This window comes from Desulfosarcina ovata subsp. ovata (assembly GCF_009689005.1).
Classification (GTDB): Bacteria; Desulfobacterota; Desulfobacteria; order Desulfobacterales; family Desulfosarcinaceae; genus Desulfosarcina; species Desulfosarcina ovata.
Map to the genome: position 1 here is coordinate 5,197,528 of NZ_AP021879.1, position 14,944 is coordinate 5,212,471.

Annotated in this window: 12 protein-coding genes; 8 read left to right on the forward strand and 4 right to left on the reverse strand. The window is 50.0% G+C overall.

Going from position 1 to position 14,944, the window contains the following annotated elements; translation table 11 throughout:
- Positions 1 to 229 precede the first annotated feature (229 nt).
- From GN112_RS22875 to GN112_RS22885, 3 genes are all read left to right on the forward strand, one after another.
- Complete coding sequence (locus tag GN112_RS22875; protein WP_155312324.1) at positions 230 to 2,116, forward strand: PAS domain S-box protein; 1,887 nt, start codon at positions 230 to 232, stop codon at positions 2,114 to 2,116.
- 107 nt (positions 2,117 to 2,223) lie between these two features.
- Positions 2,224 to 2,436: a transposase gene (locus GN112_RS22880; RefSeq protein WP_155312325.1), complete on the forward strand. Its 213-nt coding sequence runs from the start codon at positions 2,224 to 2,226 to the stop codon at positions 2,434 to 2,436.
- Positions 2,437 to 2,449: 13 nt separating this feature from the next.
- Positions 2,450 to 3,886 (forward strand): IS4 family transposase, encoded by a 1,437-nt coding sequence (locus GN112_RS22885; protein ID WP_197743311.1) that lies wholly within the window; start codon positions 2,450 to 2,452, stop codon positions 3,884 to 3,886.
- A gap of 262 nt (positions 3,887 to 4,148) precedes the next feature.
- Here the strand turns inward: GN112_RS22885 and GN112_RS22890 are convergent, their stop codons facing one another.
- Both GN112_RS22890 and GN112_RS22895 read right to left on the reverse strand, forming a co-directional pair.
- Positions 4,149 to 4,727, reverse strand: a complete 579-nt coding sequence (locus GN112_RS22890) for an IS110 family transposase (protein ID WP_162459077.1) — start codon at positions 4,725 to 4,727, stop codon at positions 4,149 to 4,151.
- Positions 4,728 to 4,877: 150 nt separating this feature from the next.
- Positions 4,878 to 5,762 (reverse strand): transposase, encoded by an 885-nt coding sequence (locus tag GN112_RS22895; RefSeq protein WP_231717103.1) that lies wholly within the window; start codon positions 5,760 to 5,762, stop codon positions 4,878 to 4,880.
- Positions 5,763 to 6,018: 256 nt separating this feature from the next.
- Between GN112_RS22895 and GN112_RS22900 the strand changes: the two genes are divergently transcribed.
- The 4 genes from GN112_RS22900 to GN112_RS22915 are packed head-to-tail and all read left to right on the forward strand — an operon-like array spanning position 6,019 to position 9,910.
- A complete protein-coding gene (locus tag GN112_RS22900) occupies positions 6,019 to 7,431 on the forward strand; it encodes an MFS transporter (RefSeq protein ID WP_155312327.1) in 1,413 nt (470 codons plus the stop codon).
- Positions 7,432 to 7,443: 12 nt separating this feature from the next.
- Positions 7,444 to 8,247 carry a methyltetrahydrofolate cobalamin methyltransferase gene (locus GN112_RS22905; RefSeq protein WP_155312328.1) on the forward strand — a complete coding sequence of 268 codons (804 nt, stop codon included), beginning with the start codon at positions 7,444 to 7,446 and terminating at the stop codon, positions 8,245 to 8,247.
- Positions 8,248 to 8,276: 29 nt separating this feature from the next.
- On the forward strand, positions 8,277 to 8,912 hold the full coding sequence (locus GN112_RS22910; protein ID WP_155312329.1) for a corrinoid protein: 636 nt from the start codon (positions 8,277 to 8,279) through the stop codon (positions 8,910 to 8,912).
- Between the two features lie 20 nt (positions 8,913 to 8,932).
- Positions 8,933 to 9,910, forward strand: coding sequence for a uroporphyrinogen decarboxylase family protein (locus GN112_RS22915; protein ID WP_155312330.1), 978 nt, complete (start codon positions 8,933 to 8,935; stop codon positions 9,908 to 9,910).
- A gap of 62 nt (positions 9,911 to 9,972) precedes the next feature.
- On the opposite strand, the gene GN112_RS22920 is transcribed toward GN112_RS22915, so the two are convergent.
- Positions 9,973 to 11,601, reverse strand: a complete 1,629-nt coding sequence (locus tag GN112_RS22920) for a sigma-54 interaction domain-containing protein (protein ID WP_155312331.1) — start codon at positions 11,599 to 11,601, stop codon at positions 9,973 to 9,975.
- Between the two features lie 100 nt (positions 11,602 to 11,701).
- On the opposite strand from GN112_RS22920, the gene GN112_RS22925 reads away from it, so the two are divergent.
- Positions 11,702 to 13,063, forward strand: a complete 1,362-nt coding sequence (locus GN112_RS22925) for an ISNCY family transposase (protein WP_414736118.1) — start codon at positions 11,702 to 11,704, stop codon at positions 13,061 to 13,063.
- A gap of 102 nt (positions 13,064 to 13,165) precedes the next feature.
- Here the strand turns inward: GN112_RS22925 and GN112_RS22930 are convergent, their stop codons facing one another.
- A complete protein-coding gene (locus GN112_RS22930) occupies positions 13,166 to 14,887 on the reverse strand; it encodes an ATP-binding protein (RefSeq protein ID WP_155312332.1) in 1,722 nt (573 codons plus the stop codon).
- Between the last annotated feature and the right edge of the window lie 57 nt (positions 14,888 to 14,944).

Below are 14,944 nucleotides of genomic sequence, written 5' to 3' on the forward strand. Positions count from 1 at the left end.
AGGAGAAATCCTTAATTTTGGAAAACTGACCGGCTGTGATCGGATTCAGGAATAATCTAAAGCCAGCGTATACCCACAGCCATTAACCTTGCCCTCATACACCTTCAGTCTGGCCAGGTTTGATTCCACTATTGACGACCGGCCTCAAATAGGAACTGTTTGTATTATTAATACTTTTATGAGAGTATGAAACAGCTGCTATCATTTTAAAAACAGAAATTGGAAGAAGATGGTTAACTACCTGGATATTCGTACGCTTGCTCTGATGATGGGGGTGGTATCTATTACCTTAGCTGTTGGTGTGGTCTATCTGCAATGGTACCACAAAACCTATGCAGGTTTTTCTTTGTGGAGCAATGGGGCTGTATGTGCCGGAGTTGGTGGCATATTAATGTGTATGCGTGGGTATGCCCCTCAACTGGTTTCCATTATCGCTGCAAATACTCTACTCGTACTGTTCATGAGTTTTGTCGCGTGGGGGATGGAAAAATTCGTAGGAAGAAGAATCTTTCGTTGGCCTGATTATGTTGTATTGCTTCTATTTATTGGCGCACTCCTTCAGTTTACATACATAAAGCCAAGCGTTGAAGTACGCATTGTTATTATAAGTTTCTGTTTCAGTTATTTCAGTGGCAAAGCAATATTTCTGTTGAAATACGGAGGGGATCACCTGCGGCACCCACTTTTATTGGGGGCACTATGGTTCACAGCTGTATGGTTTCTTTTGAGAGCAATAATTACCGTGATTGGCCCGTGGGAAATCAATGATTTTATGAAAGCAGGCGCATTTCATGGGGTTACTCTCGTTGTATACATTGTTAATCAAATCCTGGTGATGATTGCTCTTGTTTTTGCTAACCATCACAGACTCGAAACGGATTTGACTGAATCAAACCTATCACTAAAAGACAGTGAAGAGCGGTTTCGCTCACTATCGGATGCTTCTTTTGAAGGGATTTTAATAACTGAAAACGGGGAAATTATTGATGCCAACCAAACCTTTTTGGAGATGGTAGGTTATTCAAAAGAAGAAGTAATTGAAATGAGCATTATTGATTTTGTAGCCCCTGAAATGCAACAGGATGTTTTGGAAAGAATATTGTCGAATTTTGAAGGATCGTACGAGACTCTTGCTTCAAAAAAAGATGGTACCGCAATTCCCATAGAAGTTCACGGCAGGATGCTTTTCTATCAAGATCGAATGGTTAGGGTAGCGGCCATTCGTGATCTCAGTGAACGGAAAAAAGCTCAAGATTTACTGGCAGAAAGTCAAAAATCTTTTAATTCTCTGACTGATCATGCCCGTGAAGGGATAGTCGTGGTTCAGAACAAGCGGCTATTATATATCAATCCAAGTATGTGTAAAATGACCGGCTATGATAAGGATTCACTCTTGGGTCTGGAATCATTTTTGCCTCTAATAGCTCCAGAGGCACGTGAAACCATGATGGCCAACCATCTGAAGCGACTTGCCGGCAAAGCATCACCCGAGCGTTACGAGAGCAAATTTCTTAAGCGTGACGGTACCACCTATCCGGTTGAACTTACAGGAGTGTTGATAAATTGGAATGGAAGCCCGGCGACCCTGAATATTATATCTGACATCAGCGAACGCAAAGAAGCGGAAGAATCCATGCGCTTTCTGGCCCATCACGACAGCCTAACCGGATTACCCAACCGATATCTGTTAATGGAGCGATTGGAGCAGGCATTGTCTCAAGCACGGCGCTCTGAGCAGCCCCTCGGGGTGCTTTTCATAGATTTGAACGGCTTTAAACAGGTCAATGATACTCATGGTCATGATGTTGGAGACATGCTTCTTAACAAGGTTACTGACAGGTTGCAGGGGTTGTTGAGAGATTCAGACACTCTGGCACGTATGGGCGGTGACGAGTTTGTGATACTGTTGCCCCAGGTAGATGGCAAAGCAGGTGTTGAAGCTTTGATGGCACGAATAGATTCTGCATTTCAATCACCTTTTGATCTTGGTCAGTTGACAATAAAGAGCAGAACCAGTGTTGGGTTTTCTCTCTTCCCAGAAAGCGGGGAGAGCGCAGATGAACTTTTGCGGGTAGCTGATCAACAAATGTACCATGACAAAAATACAAAAAAATGAATTCATTAAACCGGTTCTCTATAAAGCTCCAGTGATCTTGGCTGTGACCGTATCTGTCACAGGTCCATGTTATTGTGGCCCCACATCCAAGGAAAAAGGAGGCCGCCATGACAAAATTCACCCTTATCGAGGATTTTCCACGATCGGAAATCGAGTTTGATGCACGTTTTTCAAAACCTGAGGCATGCTATGAATACCTGTTTCAACAAAAGTGGCCCGATGGGTTTGAGTGTCGGGAATGTGGCCATCAACAGTACTGGTTAAGTTCAAAGCACCAGCCCTTTCAAGGTAGCACTAAAAGACCATTCATAACTGGATGAACTTATTAAATAAATGCTGGACAAACCCACCCCCAAAATATACAGTAAAAAAGAAAAACTGTATTATTTGGGAGGTGACATCATGTTGAGTCCTGTTTTTACGCCGTTCATCAAGAATTCTCCGATTTCTGTCATGGCTCGTGGTTTGATGGAGAAGGTACTGAATCCTGAGCAATTGGACGAATGGTTCGAGAACACCGCTAAAGAACAATACACAAGGGACCTTTTGTTTTCGACGCTTTTTTACCTGATGAGCCAGGTCGTTCAGGGAAGCCAGCGATCAATTCACGCAGCCTTCCAGGCTTCAAAAGAGGATATTGCCGTTTCAGTTACCTCAATCTACAATAAGTTGAACGGCATGGAACCAAGTACATCGGCAGCTTTGGTCCGATATGCCGCCGAGCAGGTGGAACCTATTATTCAAAGATTGTTGGGTAAACAAAACTCCCCTTTGCCTGGCAAACGAATCAAACTGCTTGATGGCAACTGTATCGAAAAGAGCCATCACCGAATCAAAGAGTTGCGGTCCATAGCCTCAGGTCCTCTTCCGGGGAAATCATTGGTTGTGTACGATTCGATGTTGCACCTGCCCATCGATGTGTTTCCTTGCGAAGACGGCCATGCGCAAGAACGCTCATTATTGAAAACGGTGCTTGAAACTATTGTTGCCGATGATGTTTGGGTTGCCGATCGCAATTTCTGCGTGGTTGAATTCACCTGCGGCATCGATAAGCGGGATGCGTGGTTCATTATCCGTGAGCATGGGAATTATCCTCTCGAGCTAATTGGAAAGGAAAAATATATCGGCAAAATCGAAACAGGAACCGTATACGAGCAACCCATCCGGGTTCGTGATGAAGCTGGCGAAGAGCACGCCTTCAGGCGGATTCGCGTGAAGCTGAAGGGTGAAACCCGTGATGGTGATACCGAGATTTTCATCATCACGAATCTATCAAAGAGCGCAGCAAACGCTAAAACAGTTGCCCGGTTGTATCGGGATCGATGGACCATCGAAACGGCCTTTCAGCGTCTCGCTGAATATTTAAACTCTGAAATTAATGCATTGGGCTATCCTCGTGCCGCTCTTTTCGGTTTTTGCGTTGCTCTGGTCGCCTATATCAGCATGTCCGTTGTAAAAGCAGCACTGGGCAGTGTTCACGGTGTCGATTTCATAGAACGGAACGTATCTGGTTATTACATCGCCAATGAAATCGAAGGCGTCTACCAAGGGATGATGATCGTTATCGAAAGCGACCATTGGGTCGTTTTTAGAGACATGCCAGAAAGTGATCTGGTTCGGTTGCTTGAAGAATTAGCTGGCAACGTAAAATTATCAAAGTACCAGAAGCATCCTCGAGGTCCCAAAAAGCCCAAACCGAAGCGGGTTGCGATGAAAAACAAGCCACATGTTTCAACCGCGAAAATACTCGCTGAGAGAAAGAAGTCATAGTACTACCTTGAAAGGGCTGGTTCAAAGCACCTGTATATCTGTACAAGATGTGAGCACAAACATTCGTTAACCGCTGGAACGATCATGGAAAACTCAAAAAAGCCGATTCCCTATTGGCTCAAGGCCATGTGGTGGTTCACGACCCATAAAAGCGGCGTGAATGCGGTCAACCTCAAAGAACTGCTGGGCATAATGGTGGCATAATGGGGACATTCTATATTCCTTATGTCAACAGATTTTTTAACCATTTAAAATCAATCAGTTAAAGATCCTCAAAATCAAAAAAGTACTTGGCCAAGAGGCCGTTGCGGATACGCATGCGCAGTCGATGCACCTCTTTTTTCAGCTGTCGCCGAACCGCCAGGAGACTGCGCAGCGCCAGCATATCGGCTTCCGGATTTTCATAGAACAGGCACTTTCCCTGGCTGACCAGGTCGGCGACGTTGGCGCTGTCTTTGGTATCGTTTTTATCCCAGCGGCCATCAAGGAGTTCCCGGTTGTCCTTAACCGCTTTGCCGGCTACCAAGACCACCAGATGGCCTTTCCCGGTCAGCCAATGGGTAAGCGGCTTGTGGTAGTTGCTGGTCGGCTCCAAGCCGAAAACGACATTTTCCATATTGTGCTGGCTCATAAGCGTCTCCACCTGTTCCATGAGTCGCTCGAAGCCGATCAGATCATTGGTAAAGATCAGCCGGCGCCAGAGTGACTTTCCCCTAGCGGTCCCGAAGAAAGCATGATGCTTGTCTTTGGCAATATCGATACCGACAATCAATTGGTTTTCAGATCCTCTGATCTGGCTGCGTAGTTTACAAAACATTTCGAAGCGGGCAATGTCGTCCATTTTCATAACCTCCTGTTATCCAATCCGTTCAAGTTTTTCTATTTTATTAACAGGAGTAACTCTCATTTTCTACGCGAAAAAATATTGGTTAAAATACTACTTGTGGAGATCTTTTCTTTTGTTTTTTCAATATATAACGTCTCTCATTATCTAAATAATTGAATCAATCAGCACGTATCCTTCGCATGCGGCTATGGTTTCGCCTCTTCGAGCGGCATAGCCGATGCCTGACATCGTCATATCAAGTGCCCGGGCAAGCTCGGTCTGGGAAAGGCACAGCTCGTTTGTACACAGGCTGCGAACCAATCCTCCCCCGACCAATTCAGGACGACGTCCCATGGCAACTCCGGCTTGGACATAGTCAAGGTAAGCCTTGCGCGCCTTCGCCACTTTTTTTCCAAAACAGCCGAGAACATAAGCGCCGTCCTGCCAGCTGCAATCATCGGCTCCCACCAATAATCGGTGGCCGCTGAATGGATAATCTGTCAACGCCCTGAAGTCCTCAACCATGCCAGCACGCAATGGATTGAGATGAATATAGCGCACCAGTTCCAAAAGATAGGCGTCTTCCTGACAAATAATGGATTTGTACCGGTTCTGAAACAACTGGCCGTGGCGTTTATGTCGGCGGTTGAAACTTACCGCATATCCGGTGAGCAGCCGCTGCATCAAGCTTACGAGCCCATCAGGGCCGGAGCGAAATAAAAAATGGGCGTGGTTACTTAGCAAAACCCAAGCATAACATCTGGTTTGCGTCTGCGGAACCAACTGATCAAGCCGATCGACAAGATTCTGCTTATCGGTTGTATCCCGGAAAATGTTTTTTCTTTCGATCCCCCGGATGATCACGTGATGCAAAATCCCGGGAGCGTCTAATCGGGCTAACCGTGGCATGGCACCTTTCATAGCAAATATTGAGAGGCAAATCAAGTTGATTAGATAATTAGAGACGTCCCCAACTGCCCCCAACTGCCCCCCCAACTGCCCCAATGGTGCAACATTGGTCCAATCCGTGCGAAAGGGACGGCCTTGCATCCGAAAACTTCCAGCGCTCGATCATTATTTACGATTTAAAGTAACTTTACGATATCTCGCCATTCTATCTTTTGCCCAATCCTCCGCTTATTTATCATAACATCCTTATATTTTGTACTTATTTTATCATTATAGAGTGTGGCATGGGGGTTGCTCTAATTATTACAGAAGCAAGCGTATCATTTTTTCTATTTATCTCAATACGGCACCGGACAAGCCGGCTTGCCGTCACCCCTGACACGTGGGAGGAGGATGTATGCCGCACCAGCAGAAATACTTGAAAAAATCGATTATCAATTTATACGGGCTGCCGTCGTTTGGATTCCAGTTAATTGTGAACATGGAGGTCTTTTTCTTTGCCGCATTCCTGACAGATTATGCGAAAATCCCGGTGGCAATGGCCGGAACCGTTCTGATGGTTACCAGTATTTTTGATATCGTCTGGGTGCCCACGGCAGGGGTAATCCTGGAAAAAAGCAGCATGCGCTGGGGCCGGTACCGATCCTGGCTGCTCATTGGACCTCCAATAGCCATGTTGTTCTATACCTTTCAGTTTGCCAAGATTGGCAATCCAACCACCAACGCCATTCTGGTTTCGATCGGCTTCATTGTTTCCCATCTGGTTTGGAACATCTTCTACGCCGGCCACATTGCCATGAACAACTCCCTCACCACGGTCCGGGAGGAACGGATCACCATGTCCTCCAACCGGGGAATGTTCAATGCCCTCGGCGCCATCGCCTTTTCCATTGTGGGTGCCAAGGCAATCGAGACCCTGGGCAATGGGAACCAAGCCATGGGATGCACCCTGACCGTAATCATCGCGGCCATCTTCATGGCCCTGTGCTACTGGACTCTCTTCGTCCTCACCAAAGACTACGCCTACCATCCCAAGGCGCATGCCGACGCTGAAGCCAAAGACAAGATGCCCATTGGCGAAATGCTCATGCAGATCGTCCGCAACCCGCCCCTGATCGGCATCATGCTGGGGGAATTGGGTCGTTACCTGGGCCGTTTCATTATTTTTGGCATGGCCTTTTATTATTTTAAGTATGTTGTTAACAACCTGGCTGTGATTTCGCTTTTTTTCACCGGCTTGAACGTGGTTTGCTTCTTCGGCGCCATGGCCACGGCTCCCCTGGCTAAAAAATTTGGAGAGCGCAACGTCTATATCTTTTCCCTGAGCCTTTTCATCATCGGACTGATCGCGGTCTGGGCATTGCCCATGAACCACGTCTCCTTCATGATCGTCATGTTCGTCGCCTATCTGGGATACGGCATGCCCGATGCTCTTGGTGTGGCCATGTTTTCGGCAACAGTCGATTACGGTGAGTGGAAAACCGGCAAAAACGCGAGGGGATTCATCATGTCTCTGTTCTCCTTCCCCGTTAAAACCGCCGTTTTCATCAGGAGCGTCATCATCACCAGCGTTCTCGTATCGGCGGGGTATGTGGCGGACATGCAGCCCACCCCCGAACTCATTCAGGGAATCAAAAACGGTATTGCCCTGATTCCGGCGTTATTCATCGGCGCGGGGTTGCTGATCATCATCTTTTTGTACCGGCTCACGCCTGAAAAGCAAAAAATGATTCAAGAAGAACTCGCTGCGCGTAAGCAGATTGGATTGAGGTCAGGGCCGATACCTCAATCTGCCAATCACGCCATATAAGGAGATATTGCCATGATCATTATTGGAGAGAAAATCAACGGAGCCATCCCGTCGGTGGCCGAAGCCATCGAAAAGCGGGATGCGGCGTTCATTAAAAACCTGGCCCAGTCCCAGGCCGATGCCGGCGCGAGCTTCATCGACGTGTGCGCCTCGACAGACGTATCGGTAGAACTGGAGGCCATGAAATGGCTGATCGACACCGTCCAGGGGGCCACGGAGACCCCCATTGCCGTGGACAGCCCCAATGCCGAAATCTGCGCGAAAGCGATCACGCTGTGCAACAAACCGGGCCTGGTGAATTCGGTTTCCATGGAAGGTGACAAAATCGAGCAGGTATTTCCCGTCATCGCCGACACCAAATGGGAATGCGTGGCGCTGTTGTGCGACGACACGGGCATCCCCAAGAGCGGAGAGCAGCGCCTGAAGGTATTCGCGGACATCATGGCCAAGGCCAAGGAGTACGGCATCGCACCCTCGCGCCTGCATATCGATCCGCTGGTGGAAATGCTTTGCACTTCAGAAGACGGGATCAAGACCGTGCTGACCGTGATCCGGGAAATCAAAGCCCAATACCCCGATATCCATGTGACCGGCGGAGCCAGCAATATTTCCTTCAACCTGCCGGCCCGCAAGTTCGTCAACCAAGCCTTCCTGATCCTGGCCATGGGTGCTGGCATGGACAGCGCCATCATCAACCCCCTGCACAAGCACATGATGGGGCTGATCTACGCCACCGAAGCCCTGATGGGCATGGACGAATACTGCATGGAATACATCAACGGATACCGCGAAGGGCTATTCGGCCAAGTGAAATAGACTTTTACAATACCAAAGGAGGTTTAATAATGGCTAAAATCGAAGAAGTAAAAGCAAACGTCGAAAAGGGTAAGGCCAAGCTGGTTCCCGGATTGGTTCAGGAAGCATTGGACGAGGGCAGCGCGGCAGGCGACATTCTACAAATCATGGTCGACGCCATGGGGGTGGTGGGCGAGAGGTTTTCCTCCGGTGAAATTTTTGTCCCCGAAATGCTGATGGCCGCCAAGGCCATGTCAAAGGGTGTGGAAGTGCTCAAACCCCATATGGCCGGTGATTCGTCAACCAACCTAGGGACCTGCATCATCGGCACGGTAAAGGGCGATCTGCATGACATCGGCAAGAACTTGGTGGCCATGATGGTTGAAAGTGCCGGTTTCACCTTGGTGGATTTGGGCGTGGACGTTTCCACGGAGAAATTCATCGACGCCGTCAAAACCAACGAGAATGTGACCCTGGTGGCCTGCTCCGGCTTGCTTACCACGACCATGCCGGCCATGAAGGATACCGTGGCGGCACTCAAATCCAGCGGCCTGAACGGGTTCAAGGTCATCGTCGGCGGCGCTCCGGTAACCGAACAGTTCGCCAGCGAAATTGGGGCGGATGGCTATGCACAGGATGCCGGCAGCGCGGCGGTCAAGGCCAAACAACTGGTAAACGCAGCTTAGTTCAAAAGGGAGGTGACACAATGCTGACCAAAAAACAAAACCTGTTGGAAACGATCAAGGGCGGTAACCCGGATCGATTCGTTAACCAGTACGAATTTCTGGAAATCATCACCGAGGCGCCCAAAAGGATTCGTCCGACGAAAGGGGAAACCATCCTCAACGAATGGGGAATCACCTTAAGCTGGCCCGAAGACCAGATAGGCCCCTTTCCCGTTCACGATGACGAGCATCGGGCACTCAAGGATATTACGAAATGGAAAGAGATCGTCAAGGTGCCTTCCGTGGAGTTCTCCGACGAGGTGTGGGCCCCGGCCATCGAACACGCCAAGGCCGTGGACCGTGATGACCAGTATGTGGCCGTCTTCTTTTCCTCCGGGACTTTTGAGATGACCCATTATCTCATGGGCATGGAAGATGCCATGATGGGCCTGTATGAAGAACCGGAATGTATGCATGAACTGATCGAGTGTCTGACCGACTATGAGATTCATTATGCCGAGCAGATCATCGAGCGCCTCAAGCCCAACGCCTTGTTCCATCATGACGACTGGGGCGGACAAATCTCAACGTTCCTTTCTCCGGACATGTTCAAGGAATTCTACCTGGAGCCGTACAAACGCGCCTACAAATTCTGGAGGGACAACGGTATTGAACTGATCGTGCACCATAGCGATTCCTACGCCGCCACCCTGGTTCCTTATATGATCGAAATGGGCGTCGACATCTGGCAGGGGGTGATGACCACCAACAATACCCCCGAATTGATCAAAACGTATGGCGGCCAGATCTCTTTCATGGGCGAGCTCGACTCCGGGCCCTTGGACGTTAAGGACTGGGACGCCAAGCTGATCGAGGAACACGTGGAGAAGGCGTGCACAAGCTGCGGGAAGCACTACTTTATCCCCTGTCTGACCCAGGGCTTGAATTTCAGCTCCTTCCCGGGGGTATACGATGCGGCGAGCAAAGCCATCGACAAGATGAGCAAAAAGATGTTTTAAGCGGCATCCGCATCGAAAAAGCACCACGGCACCGCCGGCAACCGGCGGTGCCGTTTTTTTCTCTATCGCCCCGTCTTTTTTACCAGGTAGGCATCTCTTTCGATCCCCAGGCGCTTCATTTTTGAATAAAGCGTGGTGGGCTTGACCTCGAGCAGTGCCGCTGCGCCGCCTTTCCCGCTGACCTTGCCCCGGCAGTGGGAAAGGGCGCCCATGATATGCCGGGCCTCCATCTCCCTTAGGGGCAGAATTTTTTCCGTATTGGCACCGCACGCCGGCACACACGTCTCCAAGGGCGGAATGACCAAGCGCCCGTCCCTGCTGAGCAGCACCGCCCGCTCGATCACATGACGCAGCTCCCGTATATTGCCCGGCCAATGGTACTCGATCAACCGATCCAGATCGTTTTTGGATATCTTGTCAAACGTCTTCCCGAATTTTTTGGCGAACCTCTTCAGGAAATAACGGGCCAGTGCGGGAATGTCTTCGGCCCGCTCACGCAAGGGGGGAACCTTGATGGGAAACACATTGAGCCGGTAGTAGAAATCCGAGCGGAAAAGCCCCTGCTCGACCAGCTCTTCGATATTGCGGTTGCTGGCCGCCACCAGTCGGAAGCTGGTTTTCAGGGTCCGGGTCCCGCCCACCCGCTCGAACGTCCTGGTCTCCAGCACTCGTAGCATTTTGGCCTGGATATCCAGGGAAAAGGCATCGATGTCGTCGAGAAACAATGTTCCCTCACCGGCAAGCTCGAAGCGGCCCTTGCGGGTCCGGGACGCGCCGGTGAACGCGCCTTTTTCGTGACCGAAAAGTTCGCTGGCGATCAGTTCCGGACTGAGCGACACCACATTTACGGCAATGAAAGGACCCGAGGAGCGGCTGCTGTTCTGATGGATGGCCTGCGCCACCAGATCCTTGCCCACCCCGGTTTCTCCGGTAATCATGACGGTGGTATCGGAGGCCGCCACGCGGCTGATTAATCCCAGCATCTTCTTGAAGGGTGTGGTTCGCCCGATCATCTGGACCCCGGGAAGGCCCGGTTCGAAAGCCTCCCGGTAAAAATGGGTCTCGGCCTCCAGGTCGCTTTTCAGATCGATGATCTCTTCATAGGCTTCCATGTTTTCCAGGGCAACGGCGGCCTGGTTGCTGATGATCCGGAGAAGGGAAATCTCATCTTCCGGAAGTTGCATCCGGGCAAGTTCGCAGGCCATGAAGATCACCCCAATGACCCTGGACTTGAGCCGGATGGGAAACCCGGCGGTCCATCCCATGGCATCGAGGTTCTTCACCCTTGCCGGTCTCAGGTTTTCCGCCTTTCTTACGATCTCGCGGCCTGATTCGAAAACTTCCTGAATAAAAGCCGTCTGGCCTGTCCCCACGGTGGAGGATGTCTCCGGGATTTCGATATTTCGGCTGGCGACCATCTCCAGTTTCGTATCCTGCTTGAGGAAAATGGCGCCCCGCTCCGCACCGGCGATGCGCATGGCCTGCTTTATGATCTGGTTGAAAAGTTCGTTGCGGGTCCGGATGGACCCCAGGGCGTTGCCGACACTCAAAAGGGATTCCACCCAAAGCGCGTTTTTCGACGTGCGATCGAGATAGGGCTTGAGGTCCTGGGGGAAAACAGCAATTGTAATTTTGAAATGGCTCTCTTTGCTACCCAAACAGAAGTTTTTTTCAATCAAAGTTCGATGCATTTATTTTCTTTATTATTTCAAAATGTTCTGGACACAGAAGCTTGTAATGGATATAAGAGGGTGAATACTCATCCACTTTTACCAAAAGCGAGCCAGGGCCATGCGATTGCCAGAACAAGAAGAAAACCGCATCCTACTTGAAAGGAAACATGCAGAATTCACATTTGACAAAGTGATCCAATTTTTTCGCCAAACTATTTCTGCATTTCCTGACCGGCGCATCGGCACTAATACCAGCTACAGCATAGAAGACGCAGCCCTGGGAGCTTTTTCTGTTTTTTTTACCCAAAGCCCATCCTTTTTAGCCTTTCAATCCGCTATGCAGCAAACAAAAGGCAAAAACAATGCGCAATCACTTTTCGGCCTCACTCAAATTCCCTGTACCAACCACATCAAAAGTTTAATGGACGAGGTCCATCCCTCTTATGTCACGCCCGTGTTCAAATATCTTTTCGACGGATTGGAAAAATCCGGTCATCTGGACGGGTTTCGCTCATACGACAACAATTTATTGGTTGCCTTTGACGGAACGCAGTATTTTGCTTCAAATACAATTCATTGTGATAATTGTAGTCGCAAGCACCATAAAAATGGAACCGTAACCTATTCGCATTCAGTCGTGACCCCGGTGATTGTGGCACCGGAAAACAATAAGGTGATTGCTTTGCAACCGGAATTTATTACCCCCCAGGATGGCCATGATAAACAAGATTGCGAAAACGCGGCAGCAAAACGCTGGATCGATCAATATGCGGCGGAGTATCAACCTTTTGGCATCACTGTATTGGGCGATGATCTATACTGTAAACAACCGATTTGCAAAAAACTATTAGATCAAGAACTTGATTTCATTTTGGTCTGTAAACCCGATTCTCATAAAACCCTTTACCAGTGGCTGGATGAATTGGACGCCATGCAGACCATCGAAACCGTGGTGGAGAAGCGCTGGACCGGCAAAACCCATGAAATCGATACGTATCGCTTTGCCAACAAACTGCCGCTACGTGATAGTGAAAACGCCATTGATGTTAATTGGTGCGAACTGACAACAACCCTGCCCGATGGAAAAATCGTGTACAAAAACGCATTTGCAACCAATTTTGAAGTTTCAAAGAGCAACGTCAAGCAAATTGTCAAAGATGGCCGAGCACGCTGGAAAGTCGAGAACGAAAATAATAATGTTTTGAAAAACAGAGGCTATAATATTGAACACAACTTCGGTCACGGGAACAAGCACCTTTCATCATTATTGCTGACCTTCAACTTGTTAGCCTTTCTGTTCCATACCGTTCTTGAACTGATGGATGAGAAGTACAGCTTGGTTCGTGCTGAGTTACCAACGCGCAAAACCTTTTTTGACGATGTGCGCGCTTTGACGCGATATATGTATTTTCCCAGTTGGGAGGCGATGTTAACTTTTATGATGCGAGGCCTGGAGATCGAATACGTAGACACCAGTTAAAATCCTTGGCAGATTTTCACATCAAACCGTACGAGTTCCTTTATTAACCAATGGATAGGTTTGATCAAAATTTCTGATACAGAGAGCCAAAAATGAAAAAATTCATCGGCTGGCTAATTGCGTACAGTTTTGTTTCACTTTTTGATCATAACCTGAACTAAATTTTTCGAAGAACTGATCGAATTGCCATGCTGGTACAAACCTGAACCGCATAATTACAATTGCTGGGGGGAAAAGGGCCGGGTTGACTTTTGAAAAGACTTCCCAGGCGGATTTCAGCAGCTTTTCCGCAACCGGGATCTTATTCTCACCGATCCGGATGCGGGCCATCAGTGTCTGGGCGTGGGCCAATTCGACCCTTGCCCCTGCCCGGGTCAAAAGCGCAATGCTTTCCTTCAAATCGGCCTCTATCGCTTCCGTCGCCCCCTTTTCCTTCAGGGTCTTGAGTGCCCGGAACCGGAAGGCCACTCCCTTCATATAAATGTCCGGCCAGCCCAGCAACCGCTTGACATCCGATTTAAAGTTCCATTCGGGATGAACCATGCCCCGTTCCTCTAAAGCGAGCATGACTTCAAGATTGTCCGGCCCGCGGTGATGGGGCGTTCCCAGGGCCTTGGAGTTTTCATAGGCCTGTTTCTGATATTCGAAGGCTTTTTCGTATTCGCCCCGGCAATAGGCAAAATACGCCCGCTTCCCATTTCCCGGCCATAGGGTGTAGGGGTCCAGAAATTTGGTCGGGGTGCTGAAAATTTCATCGAGAAAGGCCTCGCCCTCATCGATTCTGGCCGCCTCCGCCAGTACGACGACAAGGATCAGGGTCGCATACCGTTCCAGATCCGGGGCGCAAAGTTCCCTGGCTTTCCTGCGGACCGCCCGGATCAGGCCCACCCCCCTGGCCGTCTCCCCGGCGATGCCGTATATCCAGCCCAGCCGGATGCAGCTTTTCAGGGTCTCCACGTCGGCGGGCAGTTCCTCGTGATTGCCGATCGCCGACTCGTAGCGTTCGATGGCCTTGGTAATGTATCCCTGCCAGAAAAGCACTTCGGAGTTGGCCAGGGCCACCTGGACGCGGACGTCAGCGGGGAAATCGTGGTCAGCCAGCATCTGCCAGGCCTGCTCCAGATATTCGTTGGCTTCGTCGGCCCTGGCGGTTTTGATGTAGGTCTTGGCGATCAGTACCATCAGCCTGACCTTGCGCACGGGGTCACCGACCGTGGCGCAGAATTCAAGCGACCGTCCCAGGAATTTTCTCTGGATATCTTTGGACAGCGCTGTGTCCCGGCAGGTACAAAGACCGACGGTGGCATCGATGAAGGTTTCCTGCGCTACCGGATCGAGCGTTTCCGTCTCCATGGCGTCCAGGACCATTCGATAATAAGCGGCGGCATCGATCGGCAGGTTCAGGCCAAGGCAGTAGTGCCCCGCCTGGACCAGTTCCTTGAAATGGCGCACAGGCAAACCGGAAACCTGGTAAACATAAGCGAGACTCAGCCATCTTTTGGTGTCATCGGGCAGGTGGTCGCATACACCGGCGATGGCCCGCCGGGCGGCGTTGTGCAGCGCCTTCGCCGGAACCCGGCTGATAAAGTCACCCGCCGCCTTGGGATCGGACAGATAGTAGTACCCGGCCCCCTTTTCCAAATACCGGTGCAAATAACCGGCTTTAACCAACGCCTCGACAAGCTGAAGAACCCGGACCGGGGCCAGGTCGGTAATGGCGCACAGCACATCCAGGGAAATCGGCGGGGGCAGCAGTGACAGAAGCAGATAAATTTCCTGATTCTTTTCATCCATGCCTGGGAACTGTTCCGCAACCCGGTTCATAATCGGTCAAAACTCCTTGTCGTCAGCCATCGGTTTGAATCGCTGCCGCGTATCCCA

What these genes read in the sequence shown, in the direction of transcription:
- GN112_RS22875 (WP_155312324.1), top strand. Translation starts at nt 230, where the DNA reads ATGGTTAACTACCTGGATATTCGTACGCTTGCTCTGATGATGGGGGTG.
- GN112_RS22880 (WP_155312325.1), top strand. Translation starts at nt 2,224, where the DNA reads ATGACAAAATTCACCCTTATCGAGGATTTTCCACGATCGGAAATCGAG.
- GN112_RS22885 (WP_197743311.1), top strand. Translation starts at nt 2,450, where the DNA reads ATGCTGGACAAACCCACCCCCAAAATATACAGTAAAAAAGAAAAACTG.
- GN112_RS22890 (WP_162459077.1), bottom strand. Translation starts at nt 4,727, where the DNA reads ATGGACGACATTGCCCGCTTCGAAATGTTTTGTAAACTACGCAGCCAG.
- GN112_RS22895 (WP_231717103.1), bottom strand. Translation starts at nt 5,762, where the DNA reads ATGCAAGGCCGTCCCTTTCGCACGGATTGGACCAATGTTGCACCATTG.
- GN112_RS22900 (WP_155312327.1), top strand. Translation starts at nt 6,019, where the DNA reads ATGCCGCACCAGCAGAAATACTTGAAAAAATCGATTATCAATTTATAC.
- GN112_RS22905 (WP_155312328.1), top strand. Translation starts at nt 7,444, where the DNA reads ATGATCATTATTGGAGAGAAAATCAACGGAGCCATCCCGTCGGTGGCC.
- GN112_RS22910 (WP_155312329.1), top strand. Translation starts at nt 8,277, where the DNA reads ATGGCTAAAATCGAAGAAGTAAAAGCAAACGTCGAAAAGGGTAAGGCC.
- GN112_RS22915 (WP_155312330.1), top strand. Translation starts at nt 8,933, where the DNA reads ATGCTGACCAAAAAACAAAACCTGTTGGAAACGATCAAGGGCGGTAAC.
- GN112_RS22920 (WP_155312331.1), bottom strand. Translation starts at nt 11,601, where the DNA reads ATGCATCGAACTTTGATTGAAAAAAACTTCTGTTTGGGTAGCAAAGAG.
- GN112_RS22925 (WP_414736118.1), top strand. Translation starts at nt 11,702, where the DNA reads ATGCGATTGCCAGAACAAGAAGAAAACCGCATCCTACTTGAAAGGAAA.
- GN112_RS22930 (WP_155312332.1), bottom strand. Translation starts at nt 14,887, where the DNA reads ATGAACCGGGTTGCGGAACAGTTCCCAGGCATGGATGAAAAGAATCAG.